The sequence below is a fragment of the Kribbella sp. NPDC055110 genome (assembly GCF_053607525.1).
Map to the genome: position 1 here is coordinate 25,910 of NZ_JBSGTS010000039.1, position 20,306 is coordinate 46,215.

The following is a 20,306-nucleotide window of genomic DNA, read 5'->3' on the forward strand; positions in this document are numbered from 1 at the left end:
GTGTCTAGGGACCTGTCGGACCAATCCTGGAGTGCACAGGGGTTCACTCGGGGGCTGGACACCGGCTCTGACGCCGCGATTCACGCCACAGTTCCCTTCAACGGCCGACTTTTTCGCCCAGGAATCGCAGCTGGTCAGGAAGCATGCGCCGCCAGTAGCCAGGAGTGTGTACGCCGGCCTGCTGCCCGCCCGACGCCCGCAACTGCTCGCGGAGCTCCCGTGCGGCGTCGGCGAACGGGTCGTCGCGGCCGCAGTCGATGCGGACGGCAACATCCCTGAACCCGCTCGGCCGGTCGAACACCTGGCTGCGTTCGAAATCCGCGGCGTCGTCGAACGCTCCCGGTTGTGCGTCGGCGTACCGGCGCCACAGCGCCGGGCTGAGTGCACCGACCGCGACCGCTCGCGCGGACGGGCCGACCCGCCGCTGCCAGTAGTGCAGGGCCACCCACAGCAGGGCGCCGTACCCGCCCATCGACCAGCCGAGGACGCCGAACCTGCTGGTCCGCAGGCCCTTACGGGCCAGTAGGGGAAGGAATTCCTGGTCGAGCATGAACCCGGGATCGTTGCCGTCGGCCCGGCGATGCCAGTAGCTGTCCCGGCCGCCGTCCACCGTCGCCAGCGCGAACGGCGGCGTACCGGCCCGGACCGCGGCGGTCAGGTACCGGTCGATGCCGAGGTCGTTGACCGCCGATGTGTGGTCGCCCCCACGACCGTGCAGGACGAGGACGACGGGCAGTTCTGCCGATGCGTCGTACCCGTCCGGGTAGATGACGCTGTAGCCGACCGTCGTACGGCGACCGAACGAGTCGAAGCTCCCGGACACCACCGGACCGGCGGGTACGTCGGGTACGACGCCGTCCGGGCCGGTGAGACCGAGCAGGTCGTGCACCCGCGCGCGGCCTGGGATCACGCCCGTTTCCAGGGCAGCCACCGCGGCGACACCGGTCACTGCGGCCGCGGCGCCGGTGAGGACGAACGCGCGCCGGGTGAGCACGCGCCGGTCGACCGTCAGCGGACCACGGCCGCGATCACGGCGATCACGGCCAGGACGCCGAAGACGATCAGTTCGGGCCGCGCCCAGCCGCTGACCACGTCACCCTCGGACTTCGCGGCGTACTGCTCCTGGTGGTGCTCGATCCGGTTGACGACGAATTCGGCCTTGGAGATCGAGCTGTCCGCGGCGAGCTTGCGGCCGCCGACCCGTTGCTTCCGAAGATCGCGCATGACCAGTTGGACACCGGGGGCGCGGAAACGGTTGCCGTCGGTGTGCACCCGGAGGATGTCGGTCATGTCAACGCCGCTCACCTTCGACCATGGGATCCGGTGGTCGCGCAGGTGGTTACGCAGCAGCAGGTGGTCGGGGCTGAGGGTGACGGACGGCCGGATCAGGCCGACGTACGCCAGCACCATGAACATCCCGATCACGCTGCCGACCAGCAGCCCGGTCGCGGTCCGCCACTCCAGCAGTACGTCGACCAGGCCGAGCGCCCCGATCACGATCACGATGGACCCGGTGATCCGGTTCGAGGCGGACAGGTACTGCTCGCTCTCCGGCGATTTCGACTTCACCCGCACAAAGTAACCGGCTCTCAGAATCGGCACTAGACTGCCAGGGGTGACCACACTCGACAGCGGCGTCGACAGCTTGGCCGACGTGACCTCGTCCGAGGATCGGCTGCGCCGGTTCCTGCTCGGGCTGCCGGGCGTCGACCAGGTCGGCGCGGAGGCCCGCGCGGCCACCCTGAGCACCCGGTCGATCAAGACCACCGCCAAGGCTTACGCGCTCGACCTGGCGATCTCGATGATCGACCTGACCACCCTGGAGGGCCAGGACACCCCGGGCAAGGTGCGGGCCCTGTGTGCGAAGGCGAAACGGCCCGACCCGGCCGACCCGACCGCTCCACAGGTCGCCGCCGTCTGTGTGTATCCGGACCTGGTCGCGACCGCGAAGCACGAGTTGAACGGCTCCGGTATCAACGTCGCGAGCGTCGCGACCGCCTTCCCCAGTGGACGTTCCAGCCTCGCGATCAAGATCCAGGACACCAAGGACGCGGTCGCGTCCGGCGCCGACGAGGTCGACATGGTGATCGACCGCGGCGCCTTCCTGTCCGGGCGGTACGCGATGGTCTTCGACGAGATCGCCGCGATCCGCGAGGCGGCCGGCGACGCGCACCTGAAGGTGATCCTGGAGACCGGCGAACTGGTCACCTACGACAACGTCCGGCGGGCCTCCTGGCTGGCGATGCTGGCCGGCGCCGACTTCATCAAGACCTCCACCGGCAAGGTGTCCCCCGCCGCCACGCTGCCCGTCACGCTGGTGATGCTGGAGGCGGTCCGCGACTACCACGAGGCCACCGGACTGCACATCGGCGTCAAGCCGGCCGGCGGCATCCGGACCGCGAAGGACGCGATCAAGTACCTGGTCACCGTCAACGAGACGGCCGGACCGGACTGGCTGGACCCGGAACTGTTCCGCTTCGGGGCGTCCAGCCTGCTGAACGACCTGCTGATGCAACGCACCAAGCTGGCCACCGGGCACTACCCGGGCCCCGACTACTTCACCTTGGACTGACAGGCATGAGCAGATTCGAGTACGCACCGGCCCCCGAGTCGCGGGCGATCGTCGACATCAAGTCGTCGTACGGGCTGTTCGTCAACGGCCAGTTCGTCGAGGCGACGGACGGAAAGCCGTTCAAGACCATCTCGCCGGCGTCGGAGGAGGTGCTCGCGGAGGTCAGCGAGGCCGGACCGGCGGACGTCGACAAGGCCGTTCGCGCGGCCCGCAAGGCGTTCGACAAGGTCTGGGGCCCGATGAGCGGCAAGGACCGGGCGAAGTACCTGTTCCGGATCGCGCGGCTGATCCAGGAGCGCTCGCGGGAGCTCGCGGTGCTGGAGTCGCTGGACAACGGCAAACCGATCCGGGAGTCCCGCGACGTGGACATCCCGCTGGTGGCCGCGCACTTCTTCTACTACGCGGGCTGGGCCGACAAGCTCGAGTACGCCGGTGCCGGCGACGACCCGCAGCCGTGGGGTGTCGCGGGCCAGGTGATCCCGTGGAACTTCCCGATGCTCATGCTGGCGTGGAAGATCGCGCCGGCGCTGGCCGCCGGCAACACCGTCGTACTGAAGCCGGCCGAGACGACGCCGCTGACCGCGCTGGCGTTCGCAGAGATCTGCCAGCAGGCGGATCTGCCGCCGGGCGTGGTGAACATCGTCACTGGCGCCGGCCGCACCGGACAGGCCCTGGTCGAGCACCCGGACGTGAACAAGGTCGCCTTCACCGGGTCGACGGCGGTCGGCCGGGCCATCGCCAAGTCGGTCGCAGGCACTGACAAGGCGGTCACGCTCGAGCTCGGTGGCAAGGCGGCGAACATCGTCTTCGAGGACGCGGCGATCGACCAGACCATCGAAGGCATCGTCAACGGCATCTTCTTCAACCAGGGCCACGTCTGCTGCGCGGGTTCGCGGCTCCTGGTCCAGGAGAGCGTGTACGACGAGGTGCTCGCGCGACTGAAGCGCCGGATGGGTACGTTGCGCGTCGGCGATCCGCTGGACAAGAACACCGACATCGGCGCGATCAACTCGGCGGCCCAGCTGGCGAAGATCCGCGAACTGTCGCAGATCGGCGAGGACGAGGGCGCCGAGCGCTGGTCGCCGGAGTGCGAGCTGCCGACGCACGGCTACTGGTTCCCGCCGACGGTCTTCACCGGCGTGTCCCAGGCGCACCGGATCGCCCGCGAGGAGATCTTCGGCCCGGTGCTGTCCGTGCTGACCTTCCGGACCCCGGCCGAGGCGGTCGAGAAGGCGAACAACACCCCGTTCGGCCTGTCCGCGGGGATCTGGACCGAGAAGGGTTCCCGGATCCTCTGGATGGCGAACCAGCTGCGCGCCGGCGTGGTCTGGGCGAACACGTTCAACCGCTTCGACCCGACGTCGCCGTTCGGCGGCTACAAGGAGTCGGGCTACGGCCGCGAGGGCGGTCGCCACGGTCTGGAGGCCTATCTTGCCCACTGACACGCAAAGGCTCGAGGTGCGCAAGACCTACAAGCTCTACATCGGCGGCGCCTTCCCCCGCAGCGAATCCGGCCGGTCGTACGTCGTGAACAATGCCAAGGGCAAGTTCCTGGCGAACGCGTCGCAGGCCTCCCGCAAGGACGCCCGGGACGCGGTCGTCGCGGCCCGCAAGGCGTTCAACGGGTGGCACGCGCGGACGGCGTACAACCGCGGCCAGGTGCTGTACCGGATCGCCGAGGTGATGGAAGGCCGGCATCAGCAGTTCAGCGCCGAGGTCGCCGCTGGTGAGGGCCTGTCGATCTCGAAAGCTCGTGCGGTCGTCGACGCGTCGATCGACCGGTGGGTCTGGTACGCCGGGTGGGCCGACAAGCTCGCCCAGGTCGTCGGCTCCTCGAACCCGGTCGCTGGGCCGTACTTCGACTTCTCGTTGCCCGAGGCAACCGGTGTGGTCGCGGTGCTCGCTCCGCAGGACTCCAGTCTGCTCGGTCTGACCAGTGTGATCGCGCCCGCGATCGTCTCCGGCAACACGGTTGTTGCGGTCTCGTCGCATCTGCGCCCGTTGCCGGCTGTGACGCTGGGCGAGGTGATGGCGACCTCCGACGTACCGGGTGGCGTAGTCAACCTGCTCACCGGGTCGGCGTCCGAGATCGGGCCGTGGCTGGCGTCGCACGACGACGTCAACGCGATCGACCTGTGCGGTATCGAGTCCGAGGACGAGGCCCGCGACCTAGAGATCGCCGCGGCCGGAAACCTCAAGCGGGTACGCCGTCCCGCCGAGGAAGACTGGTCCGCGGACCAGGGCCTGTCACGCCTCACGCAGTACCTCGAACTGAAGACTGTCTGGCACCCGATCGGAGTCTAGGCAGTGTCTTCAGTGCTGAAGCCAGGTGATCGGGTGGCGATCGTCTCGCCGTCCGGCGGGCTGCCGGAGCTGTTCCCGGCGCCGTACGAGCTCGGACTCCGGCGGCTGCGTGACGACTTCGGCCTGGAGCCGGTCGAGTACCCCACGACCCGCAAGCTCCGGTCGACACCCGAGGAACGCGCGGCCGACCTGCACACGGCCTGGTCCGATCCGTCCGTGCGCGCAGTGCTCGCGTCGATCGGCGGCGACGACCAGCTCACGGTGCTGAAGCACCTCGACCCCGACGTGTTCCGTGCGGATCCGAAGCCGTTCTTCGGGTTCAGCGACAACACGAACCTGCTGAACTTCCTGTATTCGCTGGGGTTGCCGGCTTTCCACGGCGGCAGCGTGATGGCGCAGTTCGGTCGCGGCGGCGCGATGCACCCGGACACCGAGCGTTCGCTGCGGGCCGCCCTGTTCACCGGCGGCGAGTTCGAGCTGACGCCTGCCACGGGCTGGACGGATCACGACCGCGACTGGGCCGTCCCGACGCATCTCGAGTCCGAGCCGGAACTGTTCGGCGGCACCGGCTGGACCTGGCGGGGCACGACGACGGTGCGCGGCAGACTCTGGGGCGGCTGCCTGGAGATCCTCGACTGGCAGCTCGCCGCGAACCGCTGGATGCTGCCGACCGAGTCGTACGGCGGGGTGCTGTTCTGCGAGACCAGCGAGGAGCTGCCGTCGTCCGACCAGGTGTACCGGATGCTCCGCAACCTCGGGGAACGCGGTCTCCTCGAGCGGTTCGACGCCGTACTCTGGGGCCGCCCGAAATCGTGGTCCATCGGGCAGCCCCTGACACCGGACGAGTCGGCCGACTACGTCTTCGGCCAGTACCTCGCCGTCGACCGCGCACTCGCGGAGTACAACCCGACCGCAGTCGTCGTGAAGGGCCTCGACATCGGCCACACCGACCCCCAGCAAATCCTCCCGTACGGCGGCCACGCCCACATCAACCCAACCGCACAACAAATCACAGTCACCTACTGACACCGGCGACGCCCCACCTGCGAGCGCACCCCCGCACACGAGGGGATATCCGATGGTGTTGTGGCTTCTCCGTTGGTACTAGAGGGGAGAACCCACAACACCAGGGGATATCCGGCGCTCCGGTCAGATGTGTGGGCGTCGGTGGCGGTATCCGGAGACTCGCAACAGGCCGTGGAGACCTGAAACCCGACATTCCCTGTCTTCGCCCACCACGTCCTGTCTCCAGTCCCACCGCACCACCGCTCGCCCGCACCGCACCACACCACCGCTGACCCGCATCGCCCGCACCGCACCGCCGCATCCCCACCGCTCGCCCGCACGCACCGCACCACCGCATGCACCGCACCACCCGGTCCGTCCCACCGCCGGCCGAGCGAGCGAGCGCGGCGAGCGCCTCGCACACGAGGGGATATCCGATGGTGTTGTGGCTTCTCCGTTGGTACTAGAGGGGAGAACCCACAACACCAGGGGATAACCCCTCGTGTTAGGGGTTCTCCCCTAGTACGCCAGGAGAGATCCCACAAGACGAGCGGATAACGGTTGGTTTGCCGGGTCCGCGGGTCAATGCCTGCCGGTATCGCCCCGGGTTCATCGCGGGTCCGCCGCTTGACAGGTGCTGCCCTGTCGAGTCGTGGGCTTTGGCGGTCACCTGCAGCCTCGATTCACGACTCGCGGTGTCGAGGGGCAACCAAACGCCACGACTCGACGTGAGGCTGCACGGGCGGCCCGCGTGAGCCGGCGCGGCGGGGAAAGAAATCGTCGTTCCGTGCAACTTTGTTTCCCCGCTCTTGAGGATTGGCGCGGATCGAGCAGGAGTTCTCCCCCACTGACCTCCGTCATTCACGGGGGAGCCCGCGTGGTGGGCAGCGGCCCGCACAACCTGTCCCGGGCCCCTGGTGGGGCGACGACCACCCACACATCGGACAGAAGGCCGGATATCCGGCCTTCTGTCGGATGGGTGGGTGCGTGGTGTGGGCCCGCTGGCGGGTTGTGTGTGCGATGGCGGGGAGTAGCAGGCCGGCGGTGACATAACCCGCCAGTGGCGACCCGCCGACGGGTTGGCATCGGGCTGGCATGAGGCTGCAGCACCGGGTGGCCGGGGTTCGGGTTGGTGGCGGGACGGTTGCTCGCGGCGGGACGGGTGCTTGCGGCGGGGTGATGTGCACGCTCGACAGGTAGTGCACCGGCGAGACGGTGTACGCACGGGCACGTTGACGCTCAGGTGCACTACCCGGCCACCCGACACCTCCTGTCGAGCGTGCACATCACACCAGGCCCCGGCACCGCCCTGGAACCCCGTCGACCACCCACGCATCAGTCACAAGAGCCGGATATCCGGTCTTCTGCTGGGTTAGTGGATGGTGGTTTGGGTGAGGGCGGGGTTGGGGTTGGGGTAGCAGGCGACCGGGGCTGTGGTGGTGATGAACTTCCACTTGATCTTGGCCTGGAAGGTGAGGCCGGGGTCGTCGTAGCTGGTGCCTTGGAGTTTGGTTTCGATGGTGGTGCCGGGGCGGCCGGACTTCAGCCGGACGGTGAGGGTCGGCAGCTGGAAGTTCGCGCCGCCGGGGATCGGGCCGGCGACCTTCACGACCACAGTGGTTCCCTCGAGCTGCACGGTCGGGGTGGAGTTCAGGCCGGAGCCGCCGGTGAGTCCGGCGCTGATGTACGACGAGTTCGCCGGGACCGGGATCCGGAGCGTGAGGTCGCGGACCTCCTTCAGCTTGAAGCCTTTGACCTCGCCCGGGAGCGTTCCGGGTTGGAGGTGGACCGCGATGGTGAAACGGGTGTTGGAGCGGACGACGGCCGGCGCCTGCGCGTCGACGGCCTGCCGAAGCGAGACGGTGTGCCGGCCGAACTTGGTGTCGGCGCGGCAGGCGTAGGTGGCGATCGGTCCACTGGCCGGAGCGAGCAAGGCGAGAGTGACCACAAGACTGCAGAAAGTAGCCATACGACTACTCTATGCAGTCATCGCCCGAAGAGGAACCATCCGCCGACGCCCGCTGCAACGAACACCACGGGCAGGGCCAGCAGGAACCACGCGCGCCTCCGACGCCGTCGCCGTACCGGTGGATCGGTCGCGACGGTCGTGTCGAGGTCCTCGTCGGTGATCGCGGTGCGCTCGACTGCCCGCAGCGGGGCTTCCTGTTCGAGCCGGTACGCCTCCGCCTCGAGGCGTTCGGCGAGCGTGTCCGCGCGCTCCCAGCGGTCGGGCACGCGGTACGCCAGCGCCCGCGCGAAGACGTCGTCGAGCTGCCCGACCGAGTCGTGCAGCACCGAGCGCAGACTCGGCGGTGCCAGGTCGGGGTCCCGGTTCAGTACGTCGCCGATCGAGCCGGCCGAGTACGGCGGATGCCCGGTGACGAGCGCGTACGTGACAGCGCCGACCGCGTAGATGTCCGCGCGCTCGTCGAACCCTCCGTCGCCACGACCCTGCTCAGGAGCCATGTACGACGGCGTACCGACCGCCTGCGTGAGCCCGGAAGCCTCCGCGGCACGTTTCGCCAGCCCGAGGTCGGCGAGCACGATCCGGTGCGTTCCGCCGCCGACCTCGTCGCCCTGCCGCAGCAGCAGGTTCGCCGGGGTGACGTCGCGGTGCACCACGCCCTCGCTGTGCAGAGCGGCCACCGCGCGCGCCAGATCCGCGCCCCACCAGAGCGCGTCCACCGGGTCGAGCGGCCCTTGCCGCAGTACGTCGCCCAGCGTGCCGCCGCCGACGTAGTCCATCACGAAGTACGGACGCCCGTCCGGGAGCTTGCCGAGGTCGAACACCCGCACCACGCGGTCGCTGGAGATCCGCCGCATCAGCCGGGCCTCGGACAGGAAGCGTTCGCGGACGTCGGCGCGCGACGCCCAGTTGTCCGCGAGAACCTTGACGGCCACGTCGACGTCCAGGTCGTCGTCGTACCCCCGCCAGACGGTCGCGAACGCACCCGCGCCGATCTTGTCCCGTAACCGGTACCGCCCGATGACATCCATCCCGGCTATTGTCGACCACAACCAAGCTCAAAAGGGGGAGCATGACCGAAGAGCTGGAAGAACTCGCGGCCCGGGCGGCTTCTGGGGACCAAACGGTGATTCCACAACTTCTTCAGGCCATTCGGCCGCAGGTGCAGCGGCGGGTGGCCAAGTTCCTGCCGTACCGGGAGGACGCCGAGGAGGCGGTCCAGGACACCCTGCTGCAGGTCGCGAACAAGGTGCACACCTTCAAGGGCACCGGTAGTTTCGCGGGCTGGGTGACGATCGTGGCCACCAACCAGGCCCGGCAGACCTACCGGTCGCTGAAGCGCCGAGCGGTCGAGCAGTCCGCCGAGGTGCTGCCGGAGTCGGTCGATCCGCGCACCACCTCGGTCATCGCCGGCTCCCGCCTCGACCTGCTCGAGGCCCTGGAGGCGCTCGAGTCCAGCCACCCGCAGCTCGTCCAGCCGCTCGTGCTGCGCGATCTCGGCGCGCTGTCGTACGCCGAGATCGCCGACGAACTGGACGTCCCGCTCGGCACCGTCAAGGCCCGGATCCACCAGGCCCGGAAGGCCGTCGCGGAACGCCTCACCGTCCGCTGAATGTGCGGCGGATCGCCAGCGCTCGACGGAGGTCGTCGAGGAAGTTGGCCGTCTTCCGCCGGATCCCCGAGTTCACAGACCCATCCGCGACCAGCGCCTCGGCCGGCTCGACCAGGCTCGCGTCGATCGCGTACCGCGGTGCGATCCGTGCCGCGGTCAGGCCGACCACCATGCCGGCCCGGATGTCAGCGGTCGGCGGGATGTCGGTGAAGAACCGCTGGACGTACGGCGCGGTGATCGCCGCCTGCCCCGGATGCCAGAAACCGTCCGCTGCGGCCAGCAGCTCCTGTACGCCGACCGACGGGTCCGTCATGATCCGCGCCCAGGCCGCTTCCTTGCCGTCCGGCAGCGCGGCCCGGCACCGGGATGCCTGGATCACGCCCTCGGTCGACTTGTCCCGATCCAGCTCGGCGTCGATCTCGGCCGCGCCGAACTCCCCGAGCCGAACGAGCCGCAACACCAGCACCCACCGCAGGTCCGCGTCGATCTCGAGACCGTCGGGTACCGCCGAACCGTCGAGCCACGACTGCAGCAACGCGACATCGTTCGTGGTCGAGATCAGGCCGCGAGCCGTCACCAGTTGAAGGCTGCTGCCCGGCGCGGTCGTGGCGAGCTTGCTACCCAGGGCGTCGGCGACCGGTCCGCGCGCCTCGTCGTACTCCAGGTAGCCGCCGAGGACCCGTTCCTCGAGCCAGCGGACCAGTGAGCCGACGGCGACGTCGCTGTCCTCGTGCGGGAGCGCGGCCGTGAAGAGTTCCAGCGCCTGCCGCGGGTCGAGCTCGGCATCGGCGACCGCGTCCCGGATCGAGTTCCAGATCACCGCCCGCGTGGTGCCGTCCGTGATCGTGGGCAGCACCGTCGGCAGGTTGGCGAGGCTGGTCGAATCCAGCCGGATCTTGGCCCACGTGTCATCGCCGGCATCCGGCACGATCACGCCGGAATCGTTGCCCAACGCAACCTCTACCGAGTCCTGGGTGATCACCGCATCCACCACCGCAGCGGATCCGTTCACGTCGTACACCCCGACGCTCAACTTGTGCAGGCGGCGGGACTCGTCCGGACTACTCCGGTGCAGCACGACCCCGGCGCCGGTCCGCTCAGCAGTGATTGTGTCCACGCCGGACGTTCGCAACCATTGGTCCGACCAAGTATCGAGGTCCCGCGCGCCGGCCTCGGTGAGCTTGGCGATGAACTCGTGCAGGTCCGCGTTCCCGTACTCGTGTGCCTCCAGATGCGCGTTCACGCCCTTGAGGAACACGTCGTCACCGAGGTACTTCGCGAGTTGTTTGAGGACCGCCGCGCCCTTCGCGTACGAGATCCCGTCGAAGTCGTCGAGCGACTGCCGCGCGTCCTTCAGGCTGTCCGGCGCGACCGGGTGCGTCGAGCTGCTCTGATCGGTCTGCAGCCCCCACCATTTGCGGACGAACGCGAAGTCGACCCAGTTGCCGCGGTAGCTGGTCGATTCCTCTGCCACGCGGTGCGCCATGTATTCGGCGAACGACTCGTTCAGCCACATGTCGTTCCACCACTTCATCGTGACCAGGTCGCCGAACCACATGTGCGCCATCTCGTGCACCAGGATCCGCGAGCGGGTACTGCGTTCCGCGTCGGTCACCGGCCCGCGGAACACGAGATCGTCGGAGATCGTGACGCAGCCCGGGTTCTCCATCGCGCCGAGGTTGAAGTCCGGGGCGAACACCTGCCAGTACTCGCCGAACGGGTACCGCGCGCGGAACATCCGGTGGTACGCGTCGAATGCGTCGCGGGTGGTCCGGAACAGGTCCTCGGCGTCGCGCTCCAGGTGTTCTTTGAGCGACTGCCGGCAGGCGAGTCCGAGCGGAATCCCGTCGTACTCGGTGCGGATCTGGTGGTACGGGCCGGCGACCAGCGTGACGAAGTACGTCGACAGTGGCTTGGTCTCGGCGAGCGTCCACTCCCCTGGCGCGCTCCGGGTGGCCGCGCCGTTACCGAGGACGATCCAGTCCTCGGGGCACTTCACGGTGACCGTGTACGGCGCCTTGAGGTCGGGCTGATCGAAGCAGGGGAAGTACCGCGGCGCGGACTCCAGGGACGACATTCCGTACGTGTAGACGCGGCCGTCCGCGGCGTCGACGGATCGCTGCAGGCCTTCGCCGTCGACGGCGTACTTCAGCTCCGCGGTGACCACGAGGTCGTTCTCGGCCTGCAGGTCGGTCAGCGGGAAGCGGCCGCCGTCGAGCGCGCCGACGTCGAGAGTCTGGCCGTTGAGCTCGACGCTGATCAGCCGCTCGGGCTTCACGTCCACCCAGCTCGTGGCGCTGGCCGCCCCGAACCGGATTCGGCTGGTCGTGACGAACGTGTCCCCGTCACCGGTCAGGTCGAACGCGACCTCGTACGACCGCAGGCTCAGGTCTGTCGCCCGTTGCCGGGCCTCTTCAACTGTCAACGCACGCATGAACAGAACGCTATCCCGGGTGGGTGCGAGCGGTGGTGGCTGCCAGGGTTGCGACGGCCCGGATCTGGTCGTCCGTCGTGCTCTCCAGCACGTTGGTGATCAGCTCGGCGTCTTCCGGCTCGGCCAGAACGGTCAACACATTCAGTGCGCTGACATGATCGAAGCCGGCCGGAACGTCCGCGCCTGCCTCGACGGGCGGACGGGACAGGATTTCCCGCGCGACCCGTCGTACCTCGTCGGCCATCGGTTCGAGCGGGTTACCGCCACTGACCTGCGTGTACGCCGCGGCCACCTGGTACATGTTCAACGCCCGGCACACCATGCCGATGTTCTGGCTGTGCAGCAACGCACCGAACGCCTGCAGGGGAATCGCCTCGTCCGCGGTCATACCCGAAACGCTAGTCGACGGGATCCGGCTGGAAGAACCGCAGTACCTTGTCCGCGGCATCCGGCCCGGAGGCGGCCGCGTGCAGGTGGGTCGCGAGGAGGTGGGCGGGCTCGGGCGCGTTCGCGGCGTAGCAGAGCAAGTGGTGGCGGGTGGACCAGGAGTCCTGGAGCGGACAGATCTCCACGGCAGTGCTGGCGTCGACAGCTCGACGGGGAACGATCGCGAGACCGGCGCCAGCGGTGGCCAGGGTGATTAGCGCGTGCAGGGTGGGTACGACGGTGCGGTACCGCGGGGCCGGTGCGTGCGGTCCGAGGCGATCGTCCATCCACTGGCTGAGCGGCGAGTTCGGGACGAGGCCGACGAGGGGATGCTCGGCAACCTCGGCGTACGCGATCGAGGCCCGTCCGGAGAGGATGCCGCCGGCCTGGCCGATCACGACCAGCGAGTCGTCGGCCAGCGGTTCGGTCCGCAACTGGGTCGGCTCGTCGTCGAGGATCACGCCGAGGTCCGCCTCACCGGCCGCGAGCAGGCGGACGCTGCGGATCGTCCGGCGCTCGCTCACGTTCACGTCGTACTCCGGATGGTCGCGGAGGAACGTGGCGAGGGCGGCCGGGACGAGCTGGTGCATCGCGGAGCCGCCGGCGACCAGGCGGATCGGCGCTGATCGCGAGACGGCGTACGACGCGACCGCGCTGTCCAACCGGGTCGTCTCGGCGAGCACCTCGCGGGCGTGCCGGGCCAAGGTCGCGCCGGCCGGGGTCAGCCGGACACCGCGACGCTCGCGGATCAGGAGGGGTACGCCGGCCTGCGCTTCGAGCGCTCTGACCCGCGCGCTCGCCGAAGGCAGACTGAGGTGCATCACGCGCGCGCCGCCGGTGATCGAGCCCTCGGCAGCGACGTGGGTGAAGAGCCGGAGATCGTCGAGGTCGTACCGCATGGGATCAGCCTACGGCTCAGACTAAAGCTGGCTACGGGGATCGCGCATTGTGGAGTGCCCGCCGAACCCGGATCCTCGAAGGGTGCTGCTGATCCTCCTGGCCGGTGTCGCGGCCGGCGCGCTGAACGCCGTCGGCGGTGGCGGGAGCTTCGTGGCACTCGCCGCCCTGGTTGCCGCCGGTATGCCGCCGGTCACCGCGAACGCAACCTCGACCGTCGCCCTGCTCCCCGGGAACGCGACCAGCGCGTGGGTCTACCGCCGCGAGATCGAGAGCCCGCCTGAGCCGTCGATCGGCTGGGTGACGCTGGCGAGTGTGCTCGGCGGGGCGATCGGCGCGGGGCTTCTGCTGTTGTTGCCCTCAGCATCGTTTGACGCGGCGGTCCCGTGGTTGCTGGCGTTCGCAACCGTTGTCCTGGCCTTCGGCAAGCGGCTCGCGGCGGCGCTGCGGCTCGGGCGGCCGGGGCCGGCGGTGATCCTGGGCGGGCAGTTCCTGCTCGCGATCTACGGCGGGTACTTCGGCGGCGCGGTCGGGCTGATGATGCTCGCGTTCTGGACCGCGACGACCACCCTCGACCCGGCGCGCGGGAACCCGCTGCGGGTCATCCAGGTCGCGGCCGTCTACCTGACCGCGGGGGCGATCTTCGTGTTCGCAGCCGACGTACTCTCGCAGCCCTTGCATCTGGTCGCGCTGCTCGCGGGTGCGGTGATCGGCGGGTACGCCGGGGCGCACCTCGTCCGGCGACTGCCGCCGAGGATGCTGCGCGGGCTGGTGCTCACCACGGCCGTCCTGATGACCGGGCTGTTCTTCGTGCGGGCGTTCGGATGAAACCCGCACAACTCGCGATGGCCTACCAGGCCTGCGAAGTCGCGGACTTGGCAGCCGCGGCGGTCGAGCTGGAAGATCCCGCGGAGGCCGCGGCGCAAGCAGCCCGGGTGCTCGCGGCGGCCGAGCAACTGGTTGCCGCCGCCAACCGTCTCGGGTCGTGCGAGGTGCCTGAAGATCCTCTGCAGCTCTTCGCCTACGAGCATCCCGAGGAGGCCGCCGAGGACCTCGCAGACTGGGTACGGCGGCGCGCGTAGTTATATCCCGCGCCGGAGATTCGTGCGATATGTCCGGAGTCGGGTGGACGCCCGCCATCCCTCCCCAAACCGGTTCGGGCCGCCGTCCGGCCCCAAACCGGTTTGGGGAGTCCTACCTACCCGAATCGGACAGTGGTGCTCCCCAGTCGGAGCGCGAGGTCCGACCCGGGCGCCGCACAACCTGCTATCGGTGGTCCCCAATCGACCGCAGGCTCCGTCTTTGGGAACCCACCAACCATTTCGGCGGGGTCGAAATGGTTGGTGGGTTCTCAAAGAAGGGGTGCGGGCGGGTCACTGGGAGTTACGCTGCGAATTCGGACGCAGGACGTTAGGGGTTGGCGCGACGCCCGCTGGGCGGCCCGTGGAGCTGTTCGCGCTCGCGGCGCAGGTACAGGCCGGCTGCGGTCGATACGCTCGTGAGCAGCCAGACCACGACTCCCGCGTCGTCGGTGACGCCAATGACCGGCAGCAGGTCCGGGAGGATGTCGATCGGCGAGATCAGGTAGACGAGCGCCAGCAGCCAGAGGAACGTGCGGCTCTTCGGCAGGTCGGCGTACGTGCCCCGGCGTACGTCGCGGAGCAGCCGGGGCAGCGCCTTCGCGCGGTCGATCACGTTCCCGACCGGCACCGGCTCACCGTTGGCGATCTTCCGTCGCCGGACCACCCGCCGGCGCACCACGCCGAGCGCCCCGACCCCGGCACCGATCACGAGCAACCCGATCCCGGCCGCTACGGCAGGCAACCCGGCAACGTCACCGTCCCGGAACAGCAACGTCAGCAGCCCGATCACTCCGAGCAGCCCACCGAAGTACACCATTCACCCACTGTAGAGGGCGTTTCAGCCCACCGGGCTCAACGCAGCGAGGCGAGCCAGCTGCTCCAGGGTCGGTTCGAGCCCGGCTGCCGCAACGTTCTCCTCGAGATGCCGGATCGAGCTCGTACCGGGGATCGGCACCATCACCGGTGACCGGTGCAGGAGCCAGGCCAGCGACAGTTGCGCGGCGGTCGCCGCTACCTCGGCGGCGATCATGCCGAGGAGCTCGGAGCCGGCGTGCTCACCGTGCGCGATCGCACCGCAGGCCTCGTGACCTCCCACCGCGCCGGCTGCGTGGTGCTGTACTCCCGAACCACCACCGGCGAAGCCCTCCTGAACGCCGGCGCCTGACTTAGTGGTTGTACGGGTGGGAGAGGAGCGTACGGGTGTTGGTGAGGACGTGTTCGTAGTTGGCGCGGATGGTGGGGGCGTCGACGGTGATGGCGGGCTCGGGTTTGCCGAGGGGGATATGCCAGGTGGGTGGGGTGGCGGTGCCGGAGAGGGCCCAGGCGGCTTGGCGGGCGGCGCCCAGGGCGACGTACTCGGCCGGCTCGGGGAGGACGACCTCGGCGCCGAGGAGGGCCGGGGCGAGAGCCTGTACGGCGCGGGAGCGGGCGCCGCCGCCGAGGAGCAGGACGCGGTGAACCGGCAGGCCCTGGTCGCGGAGCGCGTCGACGGCGTCGGCGAGACCGCAGAGCAGGCCCTCGACCGCGGCGCGGGCCATCGTCGCGGGCTGCATGGTCGCGCGGGTGAGGCCGTAGACGAGGCCGGTGGAGTGCGGGAGGTCCGGCGTACGTTCGCCGTCCAGGAACGGGAGCAGAACCAGGCCGTCGCTGCCGGGTGAGGTGATCGCAGCCTCGTCGAAGGCGGACAGTTCGAGGCCGAGCATCTGCGCGGTCGCGGACATGACGCGGGCTGCGTTCAGCGTGCAGACGAGCGGCAGATACTCGCCGGTGGCGTCCGCGAAGCCGGCCACCAGGCCGGTCGGGTCCGCAGTCGGGTGCGCCGAGCGCGCGAACGCCGTACCGCTGGTCCCGAGCGAGACGGCGACGTCGCCGGGCTGGAGGTCGAGGCCGAGCGCGGCAGCGGCGTTGTCGCCCGTGCCTGCCGCGATCGCCGCGCCGAAGGAGGTCTGCCCGACGATCTCAGCCGGTCCGGCGACGCGGGGCAGAGCAAGTTGCCGACCGAAGGCGAGCTCGACCAGGTCGGGCCGGTAGCTGTTGGTCGCCGGCGACCACCACCCGGTCCCCGACGCATCCCCACGATCGGTGGTGATCCCATCGATCGCCGAACGGTCAGCAGCCAGCCGATGCGTCATCCAGTCGTGCGGCAGCACGACCGCCGCGGCCCGCCGCGCAGCCTCCCGCCGCACCGCACTTGCCTCGCCCGCGGCTTCGTCTCTCAGCCAGCGCAGTTTGGTGACGGTGAAGGACGGTACGGGGACGGAGCCGACTGCGTCGGCCCAGGCCTGGGCGCCGCCTAGTTCGGCGATGAGTTCGGTGGTGGCGTCCGCGGAGCTGGTGTCGTTCCAGAGGACGGCGGGGTGGACGACCTCACCAGAGTCGTCCAGCAGCACCATCCCGTGCTGCTGACCGCCGATCGCGACCGCCTGGACACCGTCGAGCAGCCCGTCGGACGCGATCTCCCACGCCTTCCACCACTCGGCCGGATCCACCTGGGTGGCGTCCGGGTGCGGCGCCCGGCCCTCGCGAACGACCGCTCCGGTCTCGGCGTCGCACACCAGAACTTTGGTCGCCTGGGTGGAGCAGTCCACCCCGGCGACCAACTTCAGCTCAGTCATACCCCAACACTAGAGGGCTTCGAGGGTGGCGCGGGCGCCGATCTCGTGGAGCGACTTCAGGGCGGCCTTGTACGGCGTGACGAAACGCTCGTCCGACGCCAGGTCCCCGAACAGGTCCGGATCCGAGATGAACACCAGCGGATCCTCGCGGTTGTGCTGCGCGCGCTCGACCAGCATGTCGCGCAGCCGGTCGACGACCTCGATCGGTTCGCCCTGCTCGTCGACGCCCTCGGCGTACCGCGCCCAGGACGCGACCACGAGCACCGACCGCTTGATCTCCCGCCCGGCCGCGAGCTGCTCACGCACCACCGGCAGCAGCCACTTCGGGATCCGGTCCGAACTCTCCGCACACAACCGCGCCAGCGTGTCCCGTACTTCGGGATTCGCGAACCGCTCGATCAGCTGGTGCTTGTAGCGGTCCAGATCGACCCCGGGCACCGGCGGCAACGTCGGCGTACCTTCGTGGTCCATGTAGCCGAGCAGGAAGTCGACGTACAGCTTGTCCTGGCAGACCTCGTGCGCGTACCGGTACCCGTCCAGGTACCCGAGGTAGCACAACGCCTGATGCGAGGCGTTCAGCAGCCGCAGCTTCATGAACTCGTACGGCTCGACGTCCTCGACGATCTGGACGCCGACCTCCTCGTACGGCGGGCGCTCGCCACCGAAGTCGTCCTCGAGCACCCACTGCGTGAACGGCTCGCACACCACCGGCCAGCCGTCCTCGACCCCGAACCGCTCGGACAACGCCTCCCGGTCGGCATCCGCGGTGACCGGCGTGATCCGGTCGACCATGCAGTTCGGGAACCGCACCTCGGTCTCCAGAAACTCGGCGAGCTCCGGATCCTTGAGCCGCGCGAACGCCGCCAGCATCTTCCGCGCGACGTGCCCGTTGCCCGGGATGTTGTCGCACGACATCACGGTGAACGGCGGTACGCCGGCCTCACGCCGCCGGCGCAACGCCTCGACGATGAACCCGAACGCGCTCCCCGGTGTCGCGCCCGGCTCGAGGTCCGCGGCCAGCGACGGATCCGAGGCGTCGAGCTCCCCCGTCACCTGGTTCACGTGGTACCCGCCCTCGGTGATCGTCAGGGACACGATCCGCGTCGCCGGGTCGACCATCCGAGCCAGCACGGCGTTCGGATCGTCCGGCGCGAACAGGTAGCCGATGATCGACCCGATCACCCGGGGCTCGAGCGTCCCGTCCGGATACTTGATCACCAGCGTGTACAACGTGTCCTGGGCGGCCATGACGTCGGCCATCCGCCGATCGTGCGGCAGCACACCGACGCCGACGATCCCCCAGTCCAGCGCTTTCCCCTCGTTCATCAGCCGGTCCAGGTACATCGCCTGATGCGCCCGGTGGAACCCGCCGACCCCGAAGTGCACGATCCCCGGCGTCACCGCCGTACGGTCGTAGCCGGGTACGGCGACGTCGTTGCCCAGAGCATCCAACGAGCCGGCCGACAGTGCCGTCATTTGACCGCCCCCAGCGACAGGCCGCGAACCAGCTTGTCCTGCGCCGCGAAGCCGGCGATCAGAACCGGGAGCGAAACGAGCGTCGCGGCCGCACACAGCTTGGCGAGGAACAGGCCCTGGCTGGAGATGAACCCGACCAGGAAGATCGGCGCGGTCGAGGCCACGACCGCGGTCAGGTTGACCGCGAACATGAACTCGTTCCAGCTGAAGATGAAGCAGATCAGGCTGGTCGCCGCCAGCCCCGGCGTGGTGATGGGCGCGATGATGGAGACCAGCGTACGGACGAATCCGGCGCCGTCCACCTGCGCGGCCTCGAGGACCTCGATCGGCACCTCGGCCAGGAACGATCGCATCATCCAGACGGCGATCGGCAGATTCATCGACGTATACAAGATGACGAGGGTGAACACGTTGTCGAGCAGCCCGAGGTCCTTCACGATCAGGTAGATCGGCAGCAACGCCGCGATCGGCGGCAGGAACTTGGTCGACAGGAAGAAGAACATCACGTCGGTCCACTTCTCGACCGGCTTGATCGACAGCGCGTACGCCGCGGGAACGGCGAGCACCAGCACCAGCAGTGTCGACACGATACTGGCGGTCGCCGAGTTGATCAGGTACGGCGCGATGTCACGGTTGAACAGGTCGCCGTAGTTGGAGAACGTGATCGGTGCGAACACCGACGGCGGATTGGTCGCGGCGTCGGCTTCCTTGTGCAGCGAGGTGAGTACCATCCAGGCGACCGGCGCGAAGAAGAAGAGCGTGACGATCCAGGTACCCAGCGCCCACCACGAGAACCCCGCCTTCGACCCGTCCTGACGCGTGCGCCGGCGCCCCCGGTGACTGGTCGCCGGTGCTGTCTGCGGTCGGTCCACGGTCGTGGTCATCGGGAGATCTCCTCCTTGAAGAGCGACGAGATGGTCCGGAGGGCGAACGTCGCGACGATGATGGTGCCGATGACAACCACCACGCCGGCGGCCGCGGCCTCGCCGTACTCGTACTTGCGGAACATGGTCAGGTAGATCTCGTACGGAAGGTTGGTCGTCGCGGCGCCGGGCCCACCCTGGGTGATCGTGAAGATCGCGTCGAACGTCTGGACGACGTAGATCGAGCCGAGCAGCGACGACAGTTCGATGTACTGCCGCAGGTGCGGCAGGGTGATGAACCGGAACGTCTGGAACGAGCCGGCCCGGTCGATCTTGGCCGCCTCCAGCACGTCATTGGGCTGCGACTGCAGCCCCGCCAGCAGGATCAGCATCATGAACGGCGTCCACTGCCACACCAGCGCGGCGACGACGGACGGCATCGGCATGCTCGACACGTAGTCGATCGTCGGACCGCTCTCGGCGCCGAACAGCTGCCAGATCCAGTTGAGGACACCGTTGAACAGGCCGTAGTCGGGGTTGTACAGCGCGTGCTTCCACAGCAGCGCCGACGCCACCGGCATCACCAGGAACGGCGCGATCAACAGCGTCCGGGCCAAGCCGCGGCCCGGGAACCGCTTGTCCAGCAGGATCGCCAGGCCCAACCCGATCAGCACACTGATGACCACCACCGAGGCGGTCAGTACGACGGTGTTGAGCACGGCGGTCCGCAGCCGTGAGTCGGTGAAGACGGTGCCGTAGTTCCCCAGTGCGGCGAACGACTGGTACCGCCCCAGCCCCACGAAGTTCCGGTCGCCGGGCTGGAGGATGTTCCAATGCAGCAGGGACACCACGATCGTGACCAGGAAGGGGATCTGGGTGATGACAACGGTGAAGATCAGCGCGGGCAGCAGCGGTCCGCGCCGGCGCCACCTCTCGCTCGCACTGCGGGTCTCGGTCATCCGCGTCGGGAGCGTGGACGCGGGCGCGGGCGCAAGAGCAGTCATGGTTCCTCCAGGTGCGGGACCTCGGGCGTGACCGGGTCCCGGGCGGGGGC

Annotated in this window: 20 protein-coding genes; 7 read left to right on the forward strand and 13 right to left on the reverse strand. The window is 69.0% G+C overall.

The genetic code is table 11. The features are described from left to right. Positions 1-97 precede the first annotated feature (97 nt). Positions 98-994 carry an alpha/beta hydrolase gene (locus tag ACWF0M_RS35540; protein ID WP_452240147.1) on the reverse strand — a complete coding sequence of 299 codons (897 nt, stop codon included), beginning with the start codon at positions 992-994 and terminating at the stop codon, positions 98-100. 14 nt (positions 995-1,008) lie between these two features. Continuing rightward, positions 1,009-1,569 (reverse strand): PH domain-containing protein, encoded by a 561-nt coding sequence (locus ACWF0M_RS35545; RefSeq protein WP_452240148.1) that lies wholly within the window; start codon positions 1,567-1,569, stop codon positions 1,009-1,011. Between the two features lie 46 nt (positions 1,570-1,615). On the opposite strand from ACWF0M_RS35545, the gene deoC reads away from it, so the two are divergent. The 4 genes from deoC to ACWF0M_RS35565 are packed head-to-tail and all read left to right on the forward strand — an operon-like array spanning position 1,616 to position 5,902. Further along, positions 1,616-2,572 (forward strand): deoxyribose-phosphate aldolase, encoded by a 957-nt coding sequence (deoC, locus tag ACWF0M_RS35550; protein WP_452240149.1) that lies wholly within the window; start codon positions 1,616-1,618, stop codon positions 2,570-2,572. Between the two features lie 5 nt (positions 2,573-2,577). Continuing rightward, on the forward strand, positions 2,578-4,014 hold the full coding sequence (locus tag ACWF0M_RS35555) for an aldehyde dehydrogenase family protein (RefSeq protein ID WP_452240150.1): 1,437 nt from the start codon (positions 2,578-2,580) through the stop codon (positions 4,012-4,014). Beyond that, positions 4,004-4,876: an aldehyde dehydrogenase family protein gene (locus ACWF0M_RS35560; RefSeq protein ID WP_452240151.1), complete on the forward strand. Its 873-nt coding sequence runs from the start codon at positions 4,004-4,006 to the stop codon at positions 4,874-4,876. Before ACWF0M_RS35555 ends, ACWF0M_RS35560 begins: the two co-directional genes overlap by 11 nt. 33 nt (positions 4,877-4,909) lie before the next feature. Then, the gene (locus ACWF0M_RS35565) at positions 4,910-5,902 is read left to right on the forward strand and encodes a S66 family peptidase (protein WP_452240152.1); all 993 of its coding nucleotides are present in this window, start codon (positions 4,910-4,912) and stop codon (positions 5,900-5,902) included. 1,351 nt (positions 5,903-7,253) lie between these two features. Here the strand turns inward: ACWF0M_RS35565 and ACWF0M_RS35570 are convergent. Together ACWF0M_RS35570 and ACWF0M_RS35575 are read right to left on the reverse strand one after the other, a co-directional pair. Further along, complete coding sequence (locus ACWF0M_RS35570; RefSeq protein ID WP_452240153.1) at positions 7,254-7,850, reverse strand: hypothetical protein; 597 nt, start codon at positions 7,848-7,850, stop codon at positions 7,254-7,256. Positions 7,851-7,867: 17 nt separating this feature from the next. Next, positions 7,868-8,878 carry a serine/threonine-protein kinase gene (locus tag ACWF0M_RS35575; protein ID WP_452240154.1) on the reverse strand — a complete coding sequence of 337 codons (1,011 nt, stop codon included), beginning with the start codon at positions 8,876-8,878 and terminating at the stop codon, positions 7,868-7,870. Positions 8,879-8,919: 41 nt separating this feature from the next. Between ACWF0M_RS35575 and ACWF0M_RS35580 the strand changes: the two genes are divergently transcribed. After that, entirely contained in the window at positions 8,920-9,459 is a 540-nt protein-coding gene (locus ACWF0M_RS35580; RefSeq protein WP_452240155.1) for an RNA polymerase sigma factor, read from the forward strand. Here ACWF0M_RS35580 and pepN read toward each other — a convergent pair. Genes pepN through ACWF0M_RS35595 form a run of 3 tightly spaced genes read right to left on the reverse strand, consistent with a single transcriptional unit; the run spans position 9,446 to position 13,218 of the window. After that, positions 9,446-11,893, reverse strand: a complete 2,448-nt coding sequence (gene pepN, locus ACWF0M_RS35585) for an aminopeptidase N (RefSeq protein WP_452240156.1) — start codon at positions 11,891-11,893, stop codon at positions 9,446-9,448. The two genes, ACWF0M_RS35580 and pepN, sit on opposite strands and share 14 nt — an antisense overlap. Before the next feature lie 10 nt (positions 11,894-11,903). After that, on the reverse strand, positions 11,904-12,281 hold the full coding sequence (locus ACWF0M_RS35590; protein WP_452240157.1) for a hypothetical protein: 378 nt from the start codon (positions 12,279-12,281) through the stop codon (positions 11,904-11,906). 10 nt (positions 12,282-12,291) lie between these two features. Beyond that, complete coding sequence (locus ACWF0M_RS35595; protein ID WP_452240158.1) at positions 12,292-13,218, reverse strand: LysR family transcriptional regulator; 927 nt, start codon at positions 13,216-13,218, stop codon at positions 12,292-12,294. Between the two features lie 82 nt (positions 13,219-13,300). Here ACWF0M_RS35595 and ACWF0M_RS35600 point away from each other — a divergent pair, with 82 nt between their 5' ends. Beyond that, on the forward strand, positions 13,301-14,044 hold the full coding sequence (locus ACWF0M_RS35600; RefSeq protein WP_452240159.1) for a sulfite exporter TauE/SafE family protein: 744 nt from the start codon (positions 13,301-13,303) through the stop codon (positions 14,042-14,044). Next, positions 14,041-14,298, forward strand: a complete 258-nt coding sequence (locus ACWF0M_RS35605) for a hypothetical protein (RefSeq protein WP_452240160.1) — start codon at positions 14,041-14,043, stop codon at positions 14,296-14,298. The genes ACWF0M_RS35600 and ACWF0M_RS35605 overlap by 4 nt, the downstream gene beginning before the upstream one ends. A 328-nt stretch (positions 14,299-14,626) precedes the next feature. Here the strand turns inward: ACWF0M_RS35605 and ACWF0M_RS35610 are convergent, their stop codons facing one another. From ACWF0M_RS35610 to ACWF0M_RS35635, 6 genes are all read right to left on the reverse strand, one after another. Beyond that, positions 14,627-15,115, reverse strand: coding sequence for a YkvA family protein (locus tag ACWF0M_RS35610; protein ID WP_452240161.1), 489 nt, complete (start codon positions 15,113-15,115; stop codon positions 14,627-14,629). A 21-nt stretch (positions 15,116-15,136) separates the two neighbouring features. Continuing rightward, positions 15,137-15,394, reverse strand: a complete 258-nt coding sequence (locus ACWF0M_RS35615; protein WP_452240162.1) for an aldo/keto reductase — start codon at positions 15,392-15,394, stop codon at positions 15,137-15,139. Positions 15,395-15,464: 70 nt separating this feature from the next. Continuing rightward, a complete protein-coding gene (gene xylB, locus ACWF0M_RS35620) occupies positions 15,465-16,913 on the reverse strand; it encodes a xylulokinase (RefSeq protein WP_452240163.1) in 1,449 nt (482 codons plus the stop codon). 9 nt (positions 16,914-16,922) lie between these two features. Next, positions 16,923-18,389 carry a mannitol dehydrogenase family protein gene (locus tag ACWF0M_RS35625; RefSeq protein WP_452240164.1) on the reverse strand — a complete coding sequence of 489 codons (1,467 nt, stop codon included), beginning with the start codon at positions 18,387-18,389 and terminating at the stop codon, positions 16,923-16,925. Then, positions 18,386-19,273: a carbohydrate ABC transporter permease gene (locus ACWF0M_RS35630; protein ID WP_452240165.1), complete on the reverse strand. Its 888-nt coding sequence runs from the start codon at positions 19,271-19,273 to the stop codon at positions 18,386-18,388. The genes ACWF0M_RS35625 and ACWF0M_RS35630 overlap by 4 nt, the downstream gene beginning before the upstream one ends. Next, the gene (locus tag ACWF0M_RS35635) at positions 19,270-20,256 is read right to left on the reverse strand and encodes a carbohydrate ABC transporter permease (protein ID WP_452240166.1); all 987 of its coding nucleotides are present in this window, start codon (positions 20,254-20,256) and stop codon (positions 19,270-19,272) included. Before ACWF0M_RS35635 ends, ACWF0M_RS35630 begins: the two co-directional genes overlap by 4 nt. Positions 20,257-20,306: the final 50 nt, after the last annotated feature.

What these genes read in the sequence shown, in the direction of transcription:
- ACWF0M_RS35555 (WP_452240150.1), top strand. Translation starts at nt 2,578, where the DNA reads ATGAGCAGATTCGAGTACGCACCGGCCCCCGAGTCGCGGGCGATCGTC.
- ACWF0M_RS35570 (WP_452240153.1), bottom strand. Translation starts at nt 7,850, where the DNA reads ATGGCTACTTTCTGCAGTCTTGTGGTCACTCTCGCCTTGCTCGCTCCG.
- ACWF0M_RS35575 (WP_452240154.1), bottom strand. Translation starts at nt 8,878, where the DNA reads ATGGATGTCATCGGGCGGTACCGGTTACGGGACAAGATCGGCGCGGGT.
- ACWF0M_RS35580 (WP_452240155.1), top strand. Translation starts at nt 8,920, where the DNA reads ATGACCGAAGAGCTGGAAGAACTCGCGGCCCGGGCGGCTTCTGGGGAC.
- pepN (WP_452240156.1), bottom strand. Translation starts at nt 11,893, where the DNA reads ATGCGTGCGTTGACAGTTGAAGAGGCCCGGCAACGGGCGACAGACCTG.
- ACWF0M_RS35590 (WP_452240157.1), bottom strand. Translation starts at nt 12,281, where the DNA reads ATGACCGCGGACGAGGCGATTCCCCTGCAGGCGTTCGGTGCGTTGCTG.
- ACWF0M_RS35595 (WP_452240158.1), bottom strand. Translation starts at nt 13,218, where the DNA reads ATGCGGTACGACCTCGACGATCTCCGGCTCTTCACCCACGTCGCTGCC.
- ACWF0M_RS35605 (WP_452240160.1), top strand. Translation starts at nt 14,041, where the DNA reads ATGAAACCCGCACAACTCGCGATGGCCTACCAGGCCTGCGAAGTCGCG.
- ACWF0M_RS35610 (WP_452240161.1), bottom strand. Translation starts at nt 15,115, where the DNA reads ATGGTGTACTTCGGTGGGCTGCTCGGAGTGATCGGGCTGCTGACGTTG.
- xylB (WP_452240163.1), bottom strand. Translation starts at nt 16,913, where the DNA reads ATGACTGAGCTGAAGTTGGTCGCCGGGGTGGACTGCTCCACCCAGGCG.
- ACWF0M_RS35625 (WP_452240164.1), bottom strand. Translation starts at nt 18,389, where the DNA reads ATGACGGCACTGTCGGCCGGCTCGTTGGATGCTCTGGGCAACGACGTC.
- ACWF0M_RS35630 (WP_452240165.1), bottom strand. Translation starts at nt 19,273, where the DNA reads ATGACCACGACCGTGGACCGACCGCAGACAGCACCGGCGACCAGTCAC.
- ACWF0M_RS35635 (WP_452240166.1), bottom strand. Translation starts at nt 20,256, where the DNA reads ATGACTGCTCTTGCGCCCGCGCCCGCGTCCACGCTCCCGACGCGGATG.